Source organism: Caulobacter sp. GW822-FHT07D08 (assembly GCF_058798735.1).
The window spans coordinates 50,172-68,236 of the sequence record NZ_JBXAKU010000010.1; the positions used below are offsets into that span (position 1 = coordinate 50,172).

The 18,065-nt window shown below is 65.5% G+C and carries 15 protein-coding genes; 6 read left to right on the top strand and 9 right to left on the bottom strand.

Going from position 1 to position 18,065, the window contains the following annotated elements; genetic code table 11:
* Positions 1-12 precede the first annotated feature (12 nt).
* Genes AC1RJ9_RS18355 through AC1RJ9_RS18365 form a run of 3 tightly spaced genes read right to left on the bottom strand, consistent with a single transcriptional unit; the run spans position 13 to position 2,380 of the window.
* Positions 13-771, bottom strand: coding sequence for an SDR family NAD(P)-dependent oxidoreductase (locus AC1RJ9_RS18355; protein WP_197425281.1), 759 nt, complete (start codon positions 769-771; stop codon positions 13-15).
* A complete protein-coding gene (locus AC1RJ9_RS18360) occupies positions 768-2,165 on the bottom strand; it encodes an MFS transporter (protein WP_492838783.1) in 1,398 nt (465 codons plus the stop codon). The genes AC1RJ9_RS18355 and AC1RJ9_RS18360 overlap by 4 nt, the downstream gene beginning before the upstream one ends.
* The gene (locus AC1RJ9_RS18365; RefSeq protein WP_062097838.1) at positions 2,162-2,380 is read right to left on the bottom strand and encodes a ferredoxin; all 219 of its coding nucleotides are present in this window, start codon (positions 2,378-2,380) and stop codon (positions 2,162-2,164) included. The genes AC1RJ9_RS18360 and AC1RJ9_RS18365 overlap by 4 nt, the downstream gene beginning before the upstream one ends.
* Positions 2,381-2,529: 149 nt before the next feature.
* On the opposite strand from AC1RJ9_RS18365, the gene AC1RJ9_RS18370 reads away from it, so the two are divergent.
* From AC1RJ9_RS18370 to AC1RJ9_RS18380, 3 genes are all read left to right on the top strand, one after another.
* Positions 2,530-3,906 carry an aromatic ring-hydroxylating dioxygenase subunit alpha gene (locus AC1RJ9_RS18370; protein ID WP_062097840.1) on the top strand — a complete coding sequence of 459 codons (1,377 nt, stop codon included), beginning with the start codon at positions 2,530-2,532 and terminating at the stop codon, positions 3,904-3,906.
* Between the two features lie 31 nt (positions 3,907-3,937).
* A complete protein-coding gene (locus tag AC1RJ9_RS18375; RefSeq protein ID WP_492838782.1) occupies positions 3,938-4,516 on the top strand; it encodes a 3-phenylpropionate/cinnamic acid dioxygenase subunit beta in 579 nt (192 codons plus the stop codon).
* A gap of 83 nt (positions 4,517-4,599) precedes the next feature.
* Complete coding sequence (locus AC1RJ9_RS18380) at positions 4,600-5,526, top strand: quinone oxidoreductase family protein (protein ID WP_062097844.1); 927 nt, start codon at positions 4,600-4,602, stop codon at positions 5,524-5,526.
* Positions 5,527-5,573: 47 nt separating this feature from the next.
* On the opposite strand, the gene AC1RJ9_RS18385 is transcribed toward AC1RJ9_RS18380, so the two are convergent.
* Positions 5,574-6,122, bottom strand: coding sequence for a glutathione peroxidase (locus tag AC1RJ9_RS18385; RefSeq protein ID WP_062097846.1), 549 nt, complete (start codon positions 6,120-6,122; stop codon positions 5,574-5,576).
* Positions 6,123-6,241: 119 nt separating this feature from the next.
* On the opposite strand from AC1RJ9_RS18385, the gene AC1RJ9_RS18390 reads away from it, so the two are divergent.
* Both AC1RJ9_RS18390 and AC1RJ9_RS18395 read left to right on the top strand, forming a co-directional pair.
* Positions 6,242-6,640: a limonene-1,2-epoxide hydrolase family protein gene (locus AC1RJ9_RS18390; protein WP_099504304.1), complete on the top strand. Its 399-nt coding sequence runs from the start codon at positions 6,242-6,244 to the stop codon at positions 6,638-6,640.
* A gap of 105 nt (positions 6,641-6,745) precedes the next feature.
* Complete coding sequence (locus AC1RJ9_RS18395) at positions 6,746-8,026, top strand: cytochrome P450 (RefSeq protein ID WP_099582457.1); 1,281 nt, start codon at positions 6,746-6,748, stop codon at positions 8,024-8,026.
* A gap of 167 nt (positions 8,027-8,193) precedes the next feature.
* On the opposite strand, the gene AC1RJ9_RS18400 is transcribed toward AC1RJ9_RS18395, so the two are convergent.
* Positions 8,194-10,629, bottom strand: coding sequence for a TonB-dependent receptor (locus AC1RJ9_RS18400; RefSeq protein ID WP_492838781.1), 2,436 nt, complete (start codon positions 10,627-10,629; stop codon positions 8,194-8,196).
* Between the two features lie 257 nt (positions 10,630-10,886).
* On the opposite strand from AC1RJ9_RS18400, the gene AC1RJ9_RS18405 reads away from it, so the two are divergent.
* Entirely contained in the window at positions 10,887-11,660 is a 774-nt protein-coding gene (locus tag AC1RJ9_RS18405; protein WP_492838780.1) for an SDR family NAD(P)-dependent oxidoreductase, read from the top strand.
* On the opposite strand, the gene AC1RJ9_RS18410 is transcribed toward AC1RJ9_RS18405, so the two are convergent.
* The 4 genes from AC1RJ9_RS18410 to AC1RJ9_RS18425 all read right to left on the bottom strand — a co-directional run bounded on the left by AC1RJ9_RS18410 (position 11,657) and on the right by AC1RJ9_RS18425 (position 17,926).
* On the bottom strand, positions 11,657-12,547 hold the full coding sequence (locus AC1RJ9_RS18410) for a fumarylacetoacetate hydrolase family protein (protein ID WP_492838779.1): 891 nt from the start codon (positions 12,545-12,547) through the stop codon (positions 11,657-11,659). The two genes, AC1RJ9_RS18405 and AC1RJ9_RS18410, sit on opposite strands and share 4 nt — an antisense overlap.
* Positions 12,548-12,638: 91 nt before the next feature.
* Entirely contained in the window at positions 12,639-14,897 is a 2,259-nt protein-coding gene (locus tag AC1RJ9_RS18415) for a TonB-dependent receptor (RefSeq protein WP_492838777.1), read from the bottom strand.
* A gap of 175 nt (positions 14,898-15,072) precedes the next feature.
* A complete protein-coding gene (locus AC1RJ9_RS18420; RefSeq protein WP_492838776.1) occupies positions 15,073-16,695 on the bottom strand; it encodes an AMP-binding protein in 1,623 nt (540 codons plus the stop codon).
* A gap of 208 nt (positions 16,696-16,903) precedes the next feature.
* Positions 16,904-17,926 (bottom strand): NADPH:quinone oxidoreductase family protein, encoded by a 1,023-nt coding sequence (locus tag AC1RJ9_RS18425; protein WP_492838774.1) that lies wholly within the window; start codon positions 17,924-17,926, stop codon positions 16,904-16,906.
* Between the last annotated feature and the right edge of the window lie 139 nt (positions 17,927-18,065).

Genomic DNA, 18,065 nt, shown 5'->3' on the forward strand with positions numbered 1-18,065 from the left:
CTTGTCGCTTGGCTAACAGGCGGTCGTGCCGCCATCGATGATGATGTCCGCACCGGTGATGAAGGCCGCTTCGTCGGTGGCCAGGAAGGCGGCCATGCCGACGATATCCTCCGGCTCGCCTGGACGGCCGAGCGGAATATTGGCGGTCAGCTGGGCGCGGACGGTGGGGTTTTCGACAAAGGCGCGCGTTCCCGGCGTGACGACGAAGCCGGGGCTGATGCTGTTGGCGCGGATGCCGACTGCGGCGCCCTCCAGCGCCATCTGCCGGGTCATCGCCACCACACCGCCCTTGGTGGCGTTGTGGGCGATGGTTCCGTTGCCGCGCGAGCCCTGCCATCCCGCCGTGGACGCCACATTGATGATCACCCCGCCGTGCTTGGCCAGATGGGGCCAGGCGAACTTTGTCGTCAGGAAGACGAGGTCGAGCTCGTTTCGCAGGGTGTAGCGCCAGTCCTCGATCGAAAGCTCGGTGATCGAGCCGAACTTCGCGGCCGAGGCGTTGTTGTAGAGAATGTCGATCTTGCCGTAGTCGGCGACGGCCTGGTCGATCCAGGCCCGCGCGCCGTCAGGGTCACCAAGATCGCAGGCCATGGTGGTCATGCGCCCTCCCGTCTGGGCGACCAGCCGCGCGGTCTCGGCGTCGGCCTCGGCGTTGACGTCGCATCCGGCGACCACCGCGCCCTCCGCGACGAACCGAAGCGCCGCGGCCCGGCCCTGGCCGCCCCCCGTGCCTGAGATGAGCGCGACGCGCCCTTCCAGTCGACGCATCATGCCGGTCCTCCGCTCGCCGCATCACGCGCGTCCAGCTCGAGGCGGATGGCCGCATGCTTTTCGCGCGTCAGCGGATAGGTGAAGGCCAGCCAGGCTCCCAGGAGAAACAGCGCCGCCGAAGGACCCGCGAACACCATTTCCAAGCCGGAGATGGCTTGCGGGGTGTTCGCGCCCAAAAGCGCGGGCTTGTAGCCGACCAGAGCCAGGGCGGCGAAGGCCAGGCCGACCGCCAGGGCGCCGCCCAACTTCCAGCTGCTGATCAACAGCGCATAGAGCACGGCGGTTTGATCCGAGCCGGATTCGAGCCGCAGTTCGTCGCCCGCATCGGCCATCATCGCGCGTGGCAGCAGGTTGAAGGCGCCGAACGACAGCCCCCAGCCCATCATGCCCACCGCCATCGCCGGCAGATTGTGGTCAGGCAGGAAGATGAACGCCACGCTGACGATGGCGGCCAGAACGCCCGATATTCCAAGCACGAAATGCTTGTCGAGCCGCCGCGCCAGCCAGGCTACGGCGGGTACGGTGATCATGGCCGTGACCACCTGGGCGATCAGAACGACGCCGACGGCGCTGCGCTCCAGCCCCTTAGCGGCGGTCACGAAGAACACCAGCATCGCCGAGGCGGTGCCAAACCCAAGGCCAAACAGAAGGTCGATGGCGGCGATCCTGAAGACGGCTTTGCGGCCGACCACGGCCAGATAGGCTCTGATCCCGACGATATGTCTTTGGGTGACGAGCAGGGTCTCCGGGACGCGCCAGGCGGCCAAAGCCACCGCCGGCGCGGTCAGGACGATGATGATCCACCCCATGAGCTGGGTGGGCGGCAAGCCGGTCCCGCCAAGCTTGGCAGAGATGATGGGAAAACCCATCACGGTCAGAATGCCCAGCAGAGAGGCGAACTGAAGCCAGGCATAGACCCGCGAGCGCTCGTCGTAGCCAGCCGCCAGGCCGGAGGCGAGCGCCAGTTGCGCCAGCGACAGGACAGACCACCCCAGGAAACTGGCCGTCAGGGTCACCAGCAGATAGACGGGTCCCACGCCTGGCTTGGCCATAAACAACAGATAGACGGCCAACATGAGCGCCGGCGCGCCCAGGACCAGCCATGGGCGATAGCGGCCCCAGCGGGTGTGGGTTCGATCCATCGCCGCGCCGAGCAGCGGGTCAACGACGATGTCGAACACGCGCACGCTGGTGAAGATCAGGCCGATCAACGCCAGCGGCAGGCCCAGAACCGTCGCATAGTGTTCCGGAATCATGACGACGAGCGGCAGCGACAGCGCCGTTAGCGGCACGCCCAACAAGGCCAGCGACAATAGCCCGGGCAGCCTGGGCCGGCCGGACGCGCGGGCTGGGGCGGCGACCGCGCTGCTCGCGGCGTCTGGGACGGCCGTCATCCCTCAACGGCTTCCACGACGATGGCGCCTTGGGGGCAGGACTCTGCGCCTTCGATCGCCCGTTCCAACAGCTCGGCGGGCACGATGTCGGTGGTCACAACCACAAGCCCCCCCTCGAGCTGATAGATCTCGGGGCAGATCTCCACGCAGGTGCCATAGCCGCAGCAGGCGCTTCGGTCCGCCCTGACGCGATGCGGGGTCGCTTCTGAACTCATAACCTTCCTCCGTGCCGGGCGCCCCTTTGGGGCTTCTCCGGAGGGCCAGCGGCCCGTCGTTCCTCACTGAATCGAACAGTTGCATTTTCTATACAGAAATGCCACCTCTGTTCAAAATTATATGGCGCCTAGCGCTGCGGAGGACACCCATGCTGGACCGGACACGGACGACGCTTTCCGACGGGACGACGATCGACGACTTGATCAACGTGCAGACGCGCGAGGTCCAACTTCGGGCGATCTCGGACCCGGAACTCTACGACATCGAGATGCGCAAGGTGTTCGGGAAGACCTGGCTGTTGCTGGGCCATGAGAGCGAGATCCCGAACTCGGGCGACTTCATCACGCGACTGATGGGCTCGGACCCGGTGCTGATCACGCGTCAGAAGGACGGCTCGATCCGGGTTATGCTCAACGTGTGCCCGCACCGGGGCATGCGCGTGTGCACCAGCGACGCGGGCAACGCCAAGGTTCACACCTGCATCTATCACGGCTGGGCGTTCAAGAACGACGGCGACTTCATTGGCGCGCCCGTCGCCGCCGAGCAGATGCACGGCACGATTCTGCCCAAGGAAAAGCTCGGCCTGACCCAGGCGCGCACCCACCTCTACGGGGGCCTGATCTTCGCGACCTGGAATCTCGACGGCCCCTCGTTCGACGAGTTCCTCGGCGAGATGAAGTGGTACTACGACATGCTGTTCCAGCGCACGGATCGGGGCCTGGAAGTTCTCGGCCCTCCGCAGCGCTTCACGATTAAAGCCAACTGGAAGACCGCCTGCGAACAGTCGGCCGCCGACGGCTTCCACACCCTGACGCTGCACCGTTGGCTTGGCGAGTTCGCCAAGTTCGGCGATGGCGACCTGACCACCTCGATGTACGGCACCGAAGTCAGTTCGCTCCAGGGCCATGCGCTGCGGTGCATGCCCGCCGCCAACAAGTTCAAGCAGGCCGCCGGCTTCCGCGACGGGAACCTGACGCTCGAGGAGAAGCTGGCGATCGTGCCGCCGCCCGGCATCACCAAGGAAATGCTGCCCCAGCTGATCCGCAACCTGACGCCTGAACAGCTGGGCCTGCTGGTCGACAGTCCGCCGCAGGTCGGCGGGATGTTCCCCAACGTCCTGATCGCCTTCATCTATGTGCCTCAGCCCGATGGCGAGATCATCGGCCTGACCTCCCTGCACACCTATATTCCTAAGGGGCCGGACGAGCTGGAGTTCTGCAACTTCATCCTGGCCGAGAAGGACGCCCCCGAAGAGCACAAGCAAAAGGCCCTGCAGTTCGCGGTCCGGATGCTGGGCACCTCGGGCATGGTCGAGCAGGACGACTCCGACACCTGGCCCCACATCACCCAAACGGCCAAAGGCGCGGCCGCGCGCAACATCACGATGAAGTATCAGGCCGTCTGCACCACGCCTCCGCGGGCCGACTGGCCCGGCCCGGCCCTGGTCTACGAAGGCTTCACCAAGGACGACACCCAGTGGAACTGGTGGCTGGCCTACCGCGACCTGATGAACAGCTCGCTCTGATCATCGCCGCCATCATCAGGACCTGACCGCCATGACCATCGACGTCACCGCTACCGCCGACACCGCCGTCGCGCCGGACGCTTTCCGAGCCAATCGCGTGCCCGTGGGCTCGCCCGCCTATAATCAAATCGCCGAGTTTCTCTATGAGGAGGCCTGGCTGCTCGACGAGATCCGGCTCGCCGAATGGGTCGAGCGCCTCGACACCAATCTGCGTTACACCTGCCCGGTGCGCCAAACCCGGCCCCTGAGCCAGAACGCGGCCTCCATCGTCCGGACCGTGATGCACTTCGACGAAACCTACGCCTCGATCCGAGGCCGGGTCGGACGCATCACCGACACCCGCAGCGCCTGGGCCGAGGATCCGCCGTCTCGCACGCGACGTCTGATCACCAACATTCTGGTCGAATCGACGGACAATCCCGACGAGTTCGAGGTGAAGAGCTATCTGCTCTGCAGCCGCAGCCGCTTCGAGGAAACCAATCTGCTGTTCCTCAGCTGCGTCCGCCACGATCTGCTGCGACGCCATGGCGCCAGCTTCAAGTTGGCGCGGCGGGAAATCATCGTCGACCAGACGGTGCTGGGCTTCCCGAACCTCGCCATCTTTCTCTGAGCTGACACAGCTCTGATCGGCGGCGGTCTGGCTCACCAGACCGTCGCCGATCTTGGTTCCAAGACCAATCCAGGATTTGCCACATGCGCGCCGCCGTCATCTCCGGCAACGGAGTCGCTCCGGTCCTTCAGGATTTTCCCGAACCGACGGCGCGGGTGGGATCGGTCCTTATCGATGTCGACACCGCCGGGCTCGGAGGCTGGGACGTCCTGGGCGCCTATCGTCTCGGCGTTGAATATCCTTGCGTCATCCGCGGCGAGGGCGTTGGCCGCGCCGAGGATGGACGGCGGGTCTATTTCGGCGAACGCTCGATCGCACCGTGGGGGGCCTGGGCGGAAAAGACCCTGGTTCCGGCGGCGGAGGTCTGGGATGTTCCCGACGACATCGACGATCGCACCGCCATCACCATGGGCATCGCCGGTACCGGGATTCTGGTGCCGTTGGAAGCGGCTAACATCCAGCCCGGGGAGAGCGTACTGATCCTCGGCGCCACGGGCGTCCTGGGACAGATCGGCCTGCAGTTGGCCCGAAGCCTCGGGGCGGGTCGCATCGTGGCCGCAGCCCGTAACCCAGCCGCCCTGGATCGGCTCGTCGAACGCGGCCTGGCCGACGCCGGCGTCGCCCTGGGCGGTGAGAACGACACCGAAGCGCTCAAGGCCGCCAGCGGCGGGGACGGCTTCGACATCGTGCTCGATCTTGTGTTCGGCAAGCCGTTCTTGTCGGCGGTCAAGGCCACCAAGTGGGGCGCGCGGCTGATCACCATCGGCACGGGCGCGGGCCGGGTGGTCGAACTCAACATCGGCGACCTGCTGTTTCGCACCCTCACCTGCATCGGCACCGGACAACGCCCGCCCGCCGATCGCGAAGCGATCTGGCGGCGGCTGCTGGCGATGCAGAAGGCTCAGAAGCTGATCATCGACTACGTCGACTATGACTTCGCCGACGCCGCGGCGGCCTGGGCCGCCCAGGTGTCAGGCCCCCACGCTAAGATCACCGCGAAGGTGCGCTAGGCGCCATGGCGAAGGGCCCTCCCCCCCTTCGCCATGGGCGGCGGACCTCAGTCCGCCGACAGCGCCTTGTCCACCGCGGTGACCAGACGCGGGTCGGCCGCGTCGATATCCGGCGCGAACCGGTCGATGACCTGGCCATCACGACCGACCAGGAATTTTTCGAAATTCCAGACCACCTCGCCCGGACCGCCCGTGGCGATACCATAGCCTTTCAGCCGCTCGCGCATCGGCCCATCGCCGGTCGCCTCCGGCTTCAAGGCCGTCAGCCCCGCGTACAGCGGATGGATGTCGTCGCCCTTGACGCTGATCTTGGCGTAGAGCGGAAAGGTGACGTCGTAGCTGGTCTTGCAGAAGCTGGCGATTTCGTCGTCGGCGCCCGGTTCCTGGCCGTTGAAGTTGTTGGCCGGGAACGCCAGCACCTCCAGGCCCTCGGCCTGCTTGGCGCGATAAAGCGCCTCGAGCCCCTCGTATTGCGGCGTCAATCCGCATTTGGAAGCGACATTGACGATCAGCAGAACCTTACCGGCGTGGTTGGCCAGCGTGTCCGGTTCGCCGCCGATGCGGGTCAAAGGGATGGCGGTGATCGCGTCGGTCATGGGGACTCCATTGATTGCCTGCGGCGCTTGCCGCCGTCAGCGCGCAGCCTAGCAAAGCGCCATCGGCATCGCGCGTCGAAATTAAATTCCGCCATCAGAATTCTTAAGGAACGCGCCCGATGAGCCGTGCGCCGATCGATATTATCCGGACCTTTCTGGACGCCTGGTCCGAGGGGCCCGAGCGGCTCGAGCAGGCGATCCGCGATCTTTTTCGGGCCGACACGGAATGGACCAATATGGGCCTGTCGCGCACGGTCGGCGCCGACGAGGCGCTGGCGCTGGGCGCGCAGTTCGAGGCCAGCATGGGCTATGCGACAATCATCGTGGAAACACTGCATATCGCCGCGACGGGCAATGTCGTCCTGACCGAGCGCGTTGATCGCCTCCTGGCCGCCGACGGGCGCGAGATCGGCGCCTTCTCGATCGCGGGCGTTTTCGAGTTGGACGACGACGGCCGGCTCGTTCGATGGCGAGACTACACCGACCCGGGCGCCGTCAGCGCGATCCACGGACACTGAAGGACCCAAAGCCAAATTCCCATGGACTTCTCTTCTAGAATACTATTCTGCATTTGAAATAATCTGAGTCCGCACAGCGGGCCGAACTTCCGGGAAGGAACACCGATGAGCACCGCCCAGATGGCTCCCAACAAGGATCTTGCCGACGGCTTCGCCCAGGTCGGCGCCCTGTTCGCGGGCAACGACAAGAACCTCGAGGCGATCTATCGCCACCATCGAAACAACCTGCCCGTGATGGAGGGCGACATCTGCGCCGAGCTGGGCGCGGCCTCCTTCGCGGGCCAGACGGGCCGGCCGATCTATACGATCTTCAAGCACGCCGACGTGATGAAGGTGTTGCGCGACACCAAGACCTTCACGAGCGGGATCCTGATGGAGACGGGCCTGGGTCCGTTCCTCGACGGGCTGATGATCACGGGGCTGGACGGCGATGAGCACCGGCAGCTACGCGGCATCTTGCAACCCTCGTTCACGCCCGCGGTCATGGAAGAATGGCGCGAGACCTATATCCGCCCCCTAATCAAGCGCTCGTTCGTTGAGCCGCTCGTGCCGCTGGGCAAGGCCGAGCTGATCGGCAGCGTCGGCGTGATGTTCCCCATTCACGTGGTCTACGCTGTCCTGGGCTTCCAGGACGACGATCCCGCTGCGCTCGAAGCCTTCGCCACCAAGGCGCTGAAAGTGCTGGGCGGCATGGCCAACGACCCGGAGGCCAAACGCGCGGCCTTCCAGGCCTTCCAGGAGCTCTATGACCCGACCCTGGCCGCCGTCCAGGCCCGCCGGGCTTCCGGCGCCGAGGGCGCGGACCTGATCAGCCGCCTGATCCGGGCCGAGTTCGAGGGTCGAACCCTGAACGATCATCAGATCACCAATTTCGTGCGGATGATGCTGCCCGCCGCGTCGGAGACCACCTCCAGGACCTTCGCGATCATGATGACCCACCTCTTCGACCACCCCGAGGTGCTCGAGCGCCTGCGGGCGGATCGGACCTTGATGCGGAAGGTCTTGGACGAGAGCGTCCGCCACGACGCGGTCGCCACGTTCAAGGTCCGCGAGTGCCAGACCGAGGTCACGCTGCAGGACGTGACCATCCCCAAGGGCGCGATCATTTCGGCCTGCGTCGCCTCGGCCAACCGCGACGAGGCCGTGTTTGACAATCCCGACGCGTTCGACATCGACCGCAAGCAGATGGCGGCCTTCGGGTTTGGTTTTGGCGCCCACATGTGCGTCGGGATGTGGCTGGCCAAGGTGGAGATCGAGGAGGCGGTCGGTCTACTTCTAGACATGCTGCCCAATCTGCGTCTGGACCCGGCCCACCCCCGGCCGGAGGTGCGAGGCGTCTCCTTGCGCGGCCCGGACGCGGTCCATGTGGTGTGGGACGCCCCGTAGGCGCTCGCACCCCATTTCCCGCTGCGGCGCGAAGCGCAGGGCCCCCATCGCGCGATGGGGGCCCTTTTGGCGTCGGCGAAACTCTTTTCGGCCGAACATTGCTTATGAAAAAAGCCGCCGACCGTTAAGCGGTCGACGGCCAGTCAGCCCCGAGCGGAACTGCGGGATTAGAAACGCTTGGTGAGGGAGGCTCCGTAGGTTCGCGGCTCGCCGATGAAGTCCGTCGCAAAGCCAAGACCCGCGGCATAGACGTCGGCGAACTGGCGGACGTTGTATTCCTTCTTGGTCAGGTTCTTCCCGTAGATGGCCAGTTCGATGTTGTGAGCGTCGAATTCGACGGTAAAGCGGGCGTTCAGCAGACCATAGCCTGGCGTGCGGGTCAGGACGTTCGCCGTCGCATAGATGCCCTGGGTCGTGGCCGATTGCTGGGCGGCCGGCGTGACCGGATTATAGAACTGCTTGCCCAGATAGGCGTAGTCGGCGTGCAGCGACACGCGCCCGAACGAGGTGGGCAGGGTCTGGGTGGCGCCCAGGTTGAATTGAACCTTGGGAAGCTGCGGCAATTCCTCGCCGCTCCGGTCCACCGGGCAGATCGACGAGGCGCCCGCGGCCTTGCAGCCCGTCAAGGACGCGCCCGGCACGGACTGCTGCTCGATGAACGATCCGCTCTTATACTTGCCGTTCATCAGGCTGAGGCTGCTGGTCAGCTCCATGCCCGTCCACGGACGGTAGGCGCCTTCCAGCTCCACGCCATAGACCCGGGCGTCGCCGGCGTTGACGATGAATTGGGTGCTGGCCCCAGCCGGCGTCAGCGCCGCGGCGTTGCGCTGAACGTCCGACTGCCAGGAGTGGAAGACGGCGATGTTCGTGCGCAGACGGTTTTCCAACCATGTGGCCTTTAGGCCCGCTTCGACGTCCCGCGTGGTCTCGGGCCGGAAGGCCGGAAGGCCGCCGGCGCGCGTGTTCCAACCGCCAGACTTGGACGCCCTCCGCGTCTGCACATAGGCGAACACATCGTCATTGACCTGCCAGTCGATGCCGAATGTCCAAGCGGGATAGTCGAAGCTGGTCTTCTGGGTCTGGGCGCATACGCCCGCGACATCCGGGTTGGGCAGGTTGCACGTCGTGGCGACGCCCCAAGTGGAATAATTATACAGCTTGGTGTCGCGATCGTCCCAGGTCCAGCGAAGCCCGCCCGCGAGCCGGACGGCCTCGGTCAGCTGATAGTAGCCCTGACCGAAGACGCCGACCGAGCGATTGTGCACGTCGGCGAGGTTTTGCCCGGCCAGGCCGGCATAGGGACGGGTGGTGGCCGAATACGGCAGGAAGCCGAAGTTCTGCGACCGGCTGAATTCCTGGCCCTTCTCATCGGAGAAATAGCCGCCCGCGATGTAGGTGAACTTCTCGCCGACGCCCCCGTTGATCTGGAGTTCCTGCGACCATTGCTTGGAGCTGTAGCCGGCCCAGGTCGTCAGGATCGGGGCGGGCGTGCCGTCAGTGTCGACGACGCCGTCGGTATCGCTGAAGCGATAGCCAGTGATCGACTTCAGGGTCACGCCGCCCAGGTCCACCGAACCGTTGAGGCCAAAGCCATAGGCCTCCAGGCGATTGCCCAGCGGCATCGAGTACATGGCCCGGACATTGGCCGGCAGGCTGGCGAAGTTGGGATTGCTCGTCGGGACGAAGAAGCCCGTCGCGTAACTGTCGTAGAAGCCGCGATTGTGCAGGGAGGCGTTCAAGGTCGAAGCCAGACCGAACGGCCCGAACGAGCCGGTGGGTCCAAACAGCTCCGGCGCATAGGCATGCAGCGCGGTGAACTGGCCGTTGTCCTTGATCTTGTTGTAGTCGCCCGACAGGATCAGGCGAACCGGACCGTCTTCGTATTTGAGCTTGGCGCGAACGAAATCGCTGTCCTGGGCCCAGATGTCGCGGCCCAGCGGAATGTCCTGGCCGTACCCGTCGCGGCTCTTGGTGTTGGCGACCAGCCGGCCGGAGATCTTGTCGGTCAGGCCGCCATTGAGCACGAGGCTGGCGCCGTACTGGCCGTAGTTGCCCGCCTCGATCTTCACCAGGCCGCTGTACTCCCCGGTCGGGTCAGCGGACAGGATGTTGACCGCGCCGCCGATGGTGTTGCGGCCAAACAGCGTTCCCTGCGGCCCGCGCAGGACTTCGACGCGCTGCAGGTCGAGCAGGTCGGTGAGCCCTTGGGAGGGCCGCGGAATGTAGACGCCATCGACATAGATGGCGACGGCCGGGTCGTTGGAGACCAGGGCCTGCAGGTTGCCTTGGCCGCGCATAGCCACGAAGGCGAAACCCGACGCGGAAGGCGCGCCGGTGGCGATCGAGAGGCTGGGCGTTGTGCGTTGGAGATCGGTAACGTCGGCCACCTGGGCGCGCTCCAGCGCGGCGGCCCCGATCGCGGTGACCGCGACCGGCGTGCTCTGGAGATTTTCCTCCTGCCGGCGGGCGGTGACGACGACTTCTTCCAGCTGGTCCGACTGGGGCGAGGCTTGAGGCGCGGCGCTCTGGGCGAACGCAGGCGCCGTCAGCGCCGTGCAGGCCAGCAGGCCCAGCGCACTTCCGCGCCACAGAAATTTGGACACAGGTTGATTGGTCCTGAACGGCATCGAAACCTCCCCTCGAGGGTCTAGCGCCCCCGCATTTTATGGCCGCCAGCGACCACTATGTTTACGGTCAAACTAAACAGAATTGGAAATCTGTCGCAAGAATAAAAATCTGAGATAAGAAGATCATTCCATAGAGCGACGATCGGTCGCGCTTTCGCCACACGCGCCGCCAAACCTCATCAAGCGCCCGCCAAACGCCACCACTTCTCCGCACACGGACAGACGAGACCGGCATGACAGACACAGCCACCCTTTCGGGAAAGAAGATCATCGTCACGGGCGCGGCGCGCGGCATCGGCGCCAGCGCCGCCAGGGCGTTGGCCGCAGCCGGCGCGAGAGTCTGCGGTCTGGATGTTTCGGTCGCCGCGGCCGGCGCGCCAGAGGTTAGGGACGCTGGGCGGCTGACCTTCGATCTGTGTGACGTGTCCTCGCGCGCCTCGGCGACGACGGCCATCGATCGGGCCGTCGATGAGATGGGGGGGCTTGATGTCCTGGTCCATGTCGCCGGGATCCAGCGCTACACGCCAGCGGAGGCGATCACCGACGAGGAGTGGGACCTTGTGGTTGGCGTTAACGCCAAGGGCACGATGATCGCCAACCAAGCCGCCTTCCCCCACCTCAAGGCGCGCGGCGGCCGTATCGTCAATTTCGCATCCGCGGCCGGCGCCACGGGCCTGCGCGGCTGCGCCCACTACGCCGCGTCGAAGGGCGCGGTCCTGGCCTGGACGCGCACGATCGCCCAGGAGTGGGGACGCTATGGCGTCTCGGTCAACGCGGTCGCGCCCGGCATGTGGACGCCGATGTACGACACGACCCGCGCGGGCATGTCGCCCGAGCAGCTTGAGGCCCACGACCGGGGCATGGCTATGATGATCCCGCTGGGCGGCCGGCTCGGCGACCCGGACACGGATATGGCGCCGGTGCTGGTGTTCCTGGCCAGCGACGCCTCGCGCTTCATCACCGGCCAGACCCTGGCTGTGGATGGCGGTCTGATGATGGTGCGCTAGCCTTGGTCGCCCGCCCCTGCCCGGGGCGCGTCCACGATCGGATTGACCAGCGTCCCGACGCCCTCGATCTCCACGCGCACCACGTCGCCCGGCGTCAACCACTGGGGGCTGGCCGACGCCGCCGCGCAGCCGGAAGGCGTTCCGGTGGCGATCAAGTCGCCGGGATAGAGCGTGAAGATCGTCGACATCAGGTGAACCAGGTGCGCGACGTCCCAATGCATTTCGGCGATGTCGGCGCTCTGCCGCAGCTCGCCGTTGACGTGGGTGGTGAGCCGCAAGCCCTTGCAGCCTGGCGGCAACTCGTCAGCGGTGACGATCTCGGGACCGAGCCCGCCGGTGTTGAGGAAGTTCTTACCGGCGGTGACCGCCGAAGGAATGTAGTTGTAGGCGCGGACGCTGCCGTCGTTGTGGCAGGCATAGCCGGCGACGTGCTCGAGCGCGCTTTCGCGCGGGATCATCCGCCCGCCCCGGCCAATGACAACCATCAGTTCGCCCTCGTAGTCGAGGGTGTCGGAGACTTCCGGCCGCCAGATAGGCCGGTTGTGGGCGACCATGGAATCGGGCGCGCGCAGGAACATGCCCGGAAACGTCGACGCCTCGGCGTTCATTTCGGCGACGTGCTTCATGTAGGTCTTGCCCAGGCCGATAATCTTGTCCGGTCGAGGGATGGGCACCAGGTGGCGCACGCTCTCGAGCGGGTGACGGGCGTGGCCGGGCGCGGCGGCGGCGGCGCGTTCGGCCGCCGCCAGGGCCTGGGGACCAGCCGCCAGCAACCCGCGGAGGTCTCGCGGCAAATCCGGCGCGGCGACACCCAGATCGATCACCTCATCGCCGAGACGCACGCCAGCGGTCGGCGCGCCGTTCAGATCAAAGGACAACAATCGCATCGTGATTTCCTTGCGATCGGCAGGCGAGCCGGGAAGCGCGGTCCGCCCGGATCACCGCGCCGCAGAGTTTGGCGCGAGCCGGGCGCGTTTGTCAGAAGGCGTAGGAGACACTGGCCCCGTAGGTGCGCGGCGCGCCGATCACCACCGTGTTGAAGTTGCTGGCGGCGAAGGATCCCGAGCGCGCGCCGAAATATTCGTTGGTGAGGTTCTTGCCGTAGAAGGCCACGGTGACCGGCACCCGCGCCAGCGTGAAGGACGCCTGGGCGTTCAACAGCCCGTAGCCGCCCTGACGAACGGAATTTCGCTGAAAGTCGGTCAGGGGAACCGGGCCCGCTCCAGTGATGGTGACGGTGTTGAGGAAGTAGACTTCGGAGCGGTGATTGTAGTCGACATGCAGGTCCAACCGCCCGGCCGACAGGTCGACCGGGTAGTCGGCGCTGAGCGCCACGGTCGTCTTGGCCACGGTTGGCACCGCCGATCCCTTGTAGGGCCCGTCGGTGAATTCCGGATGGATCAAGCCAAGCGCCGCGTTGAGGCGCAGGCGGCCCACAAGCGCGGTCGCCTCGAACTCGCCGCCATAGATCTCGGCCTTACCCGAATTCAGCACGGCGATGATCACCGGGCTGGCCGAAAGAATGGCGTTCTGCTGAATTCCCGAGAAGGTCGAGAAATAGCCGCTCGCGCCGATCCTGAGGCGCTTGTCGAAGAAGGTGAGCTTGGCGCCGGCCTCATAGCTTCCCACGCTCTCCTCGCCGAACGGCGTGTAGAACGCGGCGGTCGTGCCGCTGGCCTGCTGAAAGCCGCCCGACCGGTAGCCCTTGGAGAATTTGCCATACAGCAGACCATCTCCAGGGAGCCGGTAGTCGACGCCGAGCGTGAACGGAACGGTGTTGAAGTGGATGTCGCGCGGCGTGTAGAGGCAGCCGCCGGGCGCGGCGTTGAGGCCGATGGCCGTAAAGGGGCAGGCCGCCGGCGTCACCGCCGAGGCGGGCGGTTCGGGATTGGTCGAATTGGCCGCCGAGACGGCAAAGCGCGCGGGCGTATAGACCATGCTGCGCGTGTCCTTGACCGCCCGCAGCCCGGCGGTGAGACGCAGGCGCGGCAGGACTTCCAGGCCGATCTGGCCAAACAGGCTGACCGATTCATTGGTCGGTCGGATCGTGTTGTCCTGAATGGCGGTGGGCACGCGGGTGATGGGCGAATTGCGGATCTTCTCGCGGAAATAGTACGCCCCGGCGGTCCAGGTCAGCCGGTCGGCGAGGGTGGTCCCATAGAGTTGAAGCTCCTGCGAAACCTGGTGGCCGTCCAATTCGAAGGTGCGGACGTCAGCGGTCGGGAAGGGCGTGCCGTCCAGGTCCGCCGCGCCCTCGAAATCGATGTTGCGATACCCTGAGATCGCCTTGAGGGTGGCGAAGCCGAGGTCGGCGGTGAGCGTGCCGGTCCAGTCGTAGACCTTGGACTGGTTGAGGGGATTGTAGCCCGCGTAGCTGGTGCGCGACTTCGGCGCGGCCACATAGGGCGCATATTGCGCGGCCGTCAGGCCAGGCTGATAGGCGTTGAGCACCCACAGCGGCTGATGGTTGGCGCCGGCATAGTGATCGAAGCTGACGTCAAGCCGCATCCGGGAGGTCAGGTCCGCGCGGAGGCTGGCGCGGATATAGTCGTCGTTCTGATCGGCGACATCGCTCGCGAGCGTGGGATTGTAGCCGTATCCGTCGTGCTCGACGTGGCTGTAGACCAGTCGGGCCGCCAGCTTGTCGGCGATGATCGGCAGATTGACCACGCCGGTTCCGGAGATGGCGTTATAGTTGCCGTATCCCAGCTTCAGCGACCCGCCAAAGTCGTAAGTCGGCTTGTTGGTCGTGATGTTCAGCGCCCCACCGATGGTGTTGCGGCCAAACAGCGTGCCTTGCGGACCGCGCAGGACCTCGGCCGAGGCGATGTCCACCATGGCCAGATTGCTGCCCTCAGGACGGGCGTAGTAGATGCCGTCGACATAGGTGCCTACCGCCTGATCCACGTTGGGCAGGACGCCGCCGGGCGCGACGCCACGGATCGCCAGGATCAGGTCGTTGTTCCCATAGGGCGTGGCCGTAAAGGTGATCGACGGCGCGTTCTCGGTCAGGGCGCGGACGTCCGTGATCTGGCGCCGTTCCAGCTCGCGGGCGCCGAAGGCCGTCACCGCGACGGGCACGTCCGCCAAGCGCTCCTCCCGGCGCTGGGCGGTGACGATAACCTCCTCAAGGCCGGTGGGCGCGGCCTGAGGAGCGGCCTGAGCGCTCGCGATCGAGGGCAGGAAAACAAGCGAAACGCCCGCGCAAAGCGCCGATTTCCAGCTGGAATTGGTCATGGATCGTCCCTCCCTTGAGCGCTATGCGCGGCCACGATCTGGACGATTTCAACGAACTCGCACGATCGCTTATGAGCGGAAGGGAACTCAGCTCCGCATTTAAGTCAATCGCTTTAATCTGATGGAAGAATTCAATTCTGCTATCAGGATAAAATACCTCGCGGCTGGCCTTGAGTTATCGGCTTGGTTTGATGTCCGTGGTCTCGATGTCCCAGGTGTTTGGCGTCGCGCCCTCGTCGCGAAGCTGGAACTTCAGCACCCGCCCCTGCGGATTGACCGGCAGCTCCGCACGAAACTCGATGTAGCGCGGCACCGCGTAGTAGGGGACGCGTTCGATTAGCCATCGGCAGAGCGCCTCCTCCGACAGGACGGCGCCCAGCTTCAACTTGGCGGTCACCTTGAGGTCGTCTTCCTGGAGCTTCGATGGCACGGCGTGCACGGCCACCTGCTCGATCGCTGGGTGGGCCAGGATCGAGGTCTCCATCTCGAAGCTGGAGATGTTCTCGCCGCGCCGGCGCAGGTAGTCCTTCTTGCGATCGACAAAATAGAAGAAGCCATCCTCGTCGAACCGGCCGATATCGCCGGTATGGAACCACATGTTGCCCATGACCTTGAGGGTGTCCTCAGGTCGACGCCAATAACCCTTGAAAATGATGTCCGGCATCAGCGGACGGCACACAACCTCGCCGGACACGCCGACGGGCACTTCGTTGTCGTTGTCGTCGAAAATGCGCACGTCCAGCTCTGGCGCGGCCTTGCCAGACGAGCCTTCCGCGTAGGCGCCGTCGGCCGGCATCGAGGTCAGCAATCCCTCGGTCAGACCATAGACGTTGGATCCGATCTTCTTGGCGCCAAAGCGCTCGCGCCAGATCTGCTTGATGTCTTCGGGAAAAGGATTGCCTTTCACCGTGTGGACCTGGCCAAAGCAGCGCGCCATGGCTTCATGCTCCTCGGCGCGCGCGAGCAAGGTCCCCAGCGAGCCCAGGATAGAGACAACGGTCGCGCCGGACGCTTCGATCGCCGGCCAGAAGCCGGAGACCGAGAACTTGGGCGCGAACGAAATCGTCGCCCCGACCAGCATCACCGACACCACCCCGGTGGCGATGGCGTTCATGTGGAACAGCGGCAGGGGCGTCCAGTAGATGTCGTCCGGTCCGAACGGCGCTGACCGCGTCAGCATGCGCGCGAAGTGACACATCTGATTGCCGGTGATCATGCACCCCTTGGAGGGGCCCGTGGTCCCCGAGGTGTAGATCAGCGCATTGAGCGCTCCGGGATCGGGCAGATCCTCGAACGCGCTGTCGTCGCCACCCCGGTGGTCGTCGAGCGAGACGATCGTCAGGGCCGAACCTGGCGCGGGCTCGAAGGCGCCGCGGACCAACACCGTCTTTAGCGCTGTCAGTTGATCCTCGATATCGAGGACGCGCTGCAGGTAGCGCGCCTCGCAGACCAGCAGGAGCGCGCCAGCGTCCTCGATCTGGTGGCGCAAAAACTGCCCGACCAGCGCGGTGTTCAGCGGCACGCTGATCGCGGAGATCTTGTTGGCCGCGATCCAGGTCGTGACCGCGTCGACATTGTTGTCGAGCATCGAGACGATCGGCGTTCCGGCGGCCAAGCCCAGGGCCTTCAACTCGTGAGCGAAACGGTTGCTCGCCAGATCGAACGCGGCGTAGGTGTGCTTTTCGCCACTGAAGTCCAGAAAGACCTTGTCGGGATGCGCGGCGACGGCGCGGCGCAAAGCGGCGACCGGCGTGTCGCGAGGGCCAGTCCGCCATCCTGCCTCGATCGTCTTGGTCATCTTGATCTTTCCGTCCACCTGGCGATCATCCGCCGCCCGTCGCCACAGCCCAGGCGGCGAAGGAGACAGACATCACGTTCCGTCCCTGGACTTGCACCAACGCCATTCAGTTGCCCTGAAGGCGGGCCAAACCCGCGCGCTTCGCCATGCGAGGCCACTGGGTCACCCATAGTTGGGTGGGCCTCTTTGGTCCAGCACAATTCTGATATTAGTCTTTCGTTCTGTTTTCAGAACTCGATACGGTTACGACAATCTTGCCGGTCACACCCCGCGCGCCCAGCCGCGCGATCGCCCTTCCACCTTCCTCCAACGCATAGCGCTCGGAGATGCGCGGCCGGATCTTGCCCGCCTGATAGAGGTCCAGCAACGCCTTCATGTCCCGCGCGCCGGATTGAGGGTCGCGCGCCATGTAGGCCCCCCAGAAAACGCCGATGATCTGGGCGGCCTTGAGCAGGACGAGATTGAGCGGGATCGCCGGGATTCCGGCCGCAAAGCCCACGACCAGATACCGCCCCTGCGCGGCGATGGCGCGGAATGCCGGCTCTGCATAGGCTCCCCCGACCGGGTCGATGACGACATTGACCCCTTCCCCGCCGCTGGCGGCCCGCACGGCCTCGGTAAAGGCCCTCGCCTGAGCGACACCCTCGAACGCGCCCGGATAGTGCACGAGCGCATCGGCGCCGGCCGCGCGGGCGGCTTCGAGCTTGTCGTGCGAAGACGCCGCGGCGACCACGCGAGCGCCTAGGGCCTTCCCCAATTCCACGGCCGCGAGGCCGACACCGCCGCCGGCGCCCAGAACCAGGAGCGTTTCCCCCGGCCGCATGCCTGCGCAGCCCACCAGGGCGTGAAGGACGGTTCCATAGGTCACCTGCAACGCCGCAGCTTCCTCGATGGGCATGGCGTCAGGCAGAACAGTGCACCGGTCCGCCGCCACGATGGCCACCTCGGCCATCGCGCCGAACGGCAGCGACGCCGAAACCCGATCACCCACGCCCGGCGCGGTGACACCCTCGCCGATCCCGCGCACCACGCCGGCCAATTCGCTGCCCGGCGAAAACGGCCGCGCCGGCCGCAGCTGATACTTATCCTCAATGACCAGCAGATCCGGGAAATTGACCCCGCAGGCCTGGACGGCGACAGCGACTTGACCTGGCCCAGGCGAAGGCTCGTCCACATCGCGGATCTTCAGGGTTTCAGGGCCGCCAGGCTCAAAGCTCGTCAGCGCGCGCACGGGAACCTCGCGTGAATGGCGCGAACGCCTGATGGTCCGCAGGACTCTATCTAGTCAGCGGACCGACGGGAAACAATCGCATTATTCTGATACCAGAAGTGCGTTTCGCTTGCCGAATTGCGTCGGCCGTTCTAGCGTC

Excerpts from the sequence above, each read along its gene's own strand:
- AC1RJ9_RS18355 (WP_197425281.1), bottom strand. The coding sequence starts at position 771 with ATGATGCGTCGACTGGAAGGGCGCGTCGCGCTCATCTCAGGCACGGGG.
- AC1RJ9_RS18360 (WP_492838783.1), bottom strand. The coding sequence starts at position 2,165 with ATGACGGCCGTCCCAGACGCCGCGAGCAGCGCGGTCGCCGCCCCAGCC.
- AC1RJ9_RS18365 (WP_062097838.1), bottom strand. The coding sequence starts at position 2,380 with ATGAGTTCAGAAGCGACCCCGCATCGCGTCAGGGCGGACCGAAGCGCC.
- AC1RJ9_RS18370 (WP_062097840.1), top strand. The coding sequence starts at position 2,530 with ATGCTGGACCGGACACGGACGACGCTTTCCGACGGGACGACGATCGAC.
- AC1RJ9_RS18375 (WP_492838782.1), top strand. The coding sequence starts at position 3,938 with ATGACCATCGACGTCACCGCTACCGCCGACACCGCCGTCGCGCCGGAC.
- AC1RJ9_RS18380 (WP_062097844.1), top strand. The coding sequence starts at position 4,600 with ATGCGCGCCGCCGTCATCTCCGGCAACGGAGTCGCTCCGGTCCTTCAG.
- AC1RJ9_RS18385 (WP_062097846.1), bottom strand. The coding sequence starts at position 6,122 with ATGACCGACGCGATCACCGCCATCCCTTTGACCCGCATCGGCGGCGAA.
- AC1RJ9_RS18390 (WP_099504304.1), top strand. The coding sequence starts at position 6,242 with ATGAGCCGTGCGCCGATCGATATTATCCGGACCTTTCTGGACGCCTGG.
- AC1RJ9_RS18395 (WP_099582457.1), top strand. The coding sequence starts at position 6,746 with ATGAGCACCGCCCAGATGGCTCCCAACAAGGATCTTGCCGACGGCTTC.
- AC1RJ9_RS18405 (WP_492838780.1), top strand. The coding sequence starts at position 10,887 with ATGACAGACACAGCCACCCTTTCGGGAAAGAAGATCATCGTCACGGGC.
- AC1RJ9_RS18410 (WP_492838779.1), bottom strand. The coding sequence starts at position 12,547 with ATGCGATTGTTGTCCTTTGATCTGAACGGCGCGCCGACCGCTGGCGTG.
- AC1RJ9_RS18415 (WP_492838777.1), bottom strand. The coding sequence starts at position 14,897 with ATGACCAATTCCAGCTGGAAATCGGCGCTTTGCGCGGGCGTTTCGCTT.
- AC1RJ9_RS18420 (WP_492838776.1), bottom strand. The coding sequence starts at position 16,695 with ATGACCAAGACGATCGAGGCAGGATGGCGGACTGGCCCTCGCGACACG.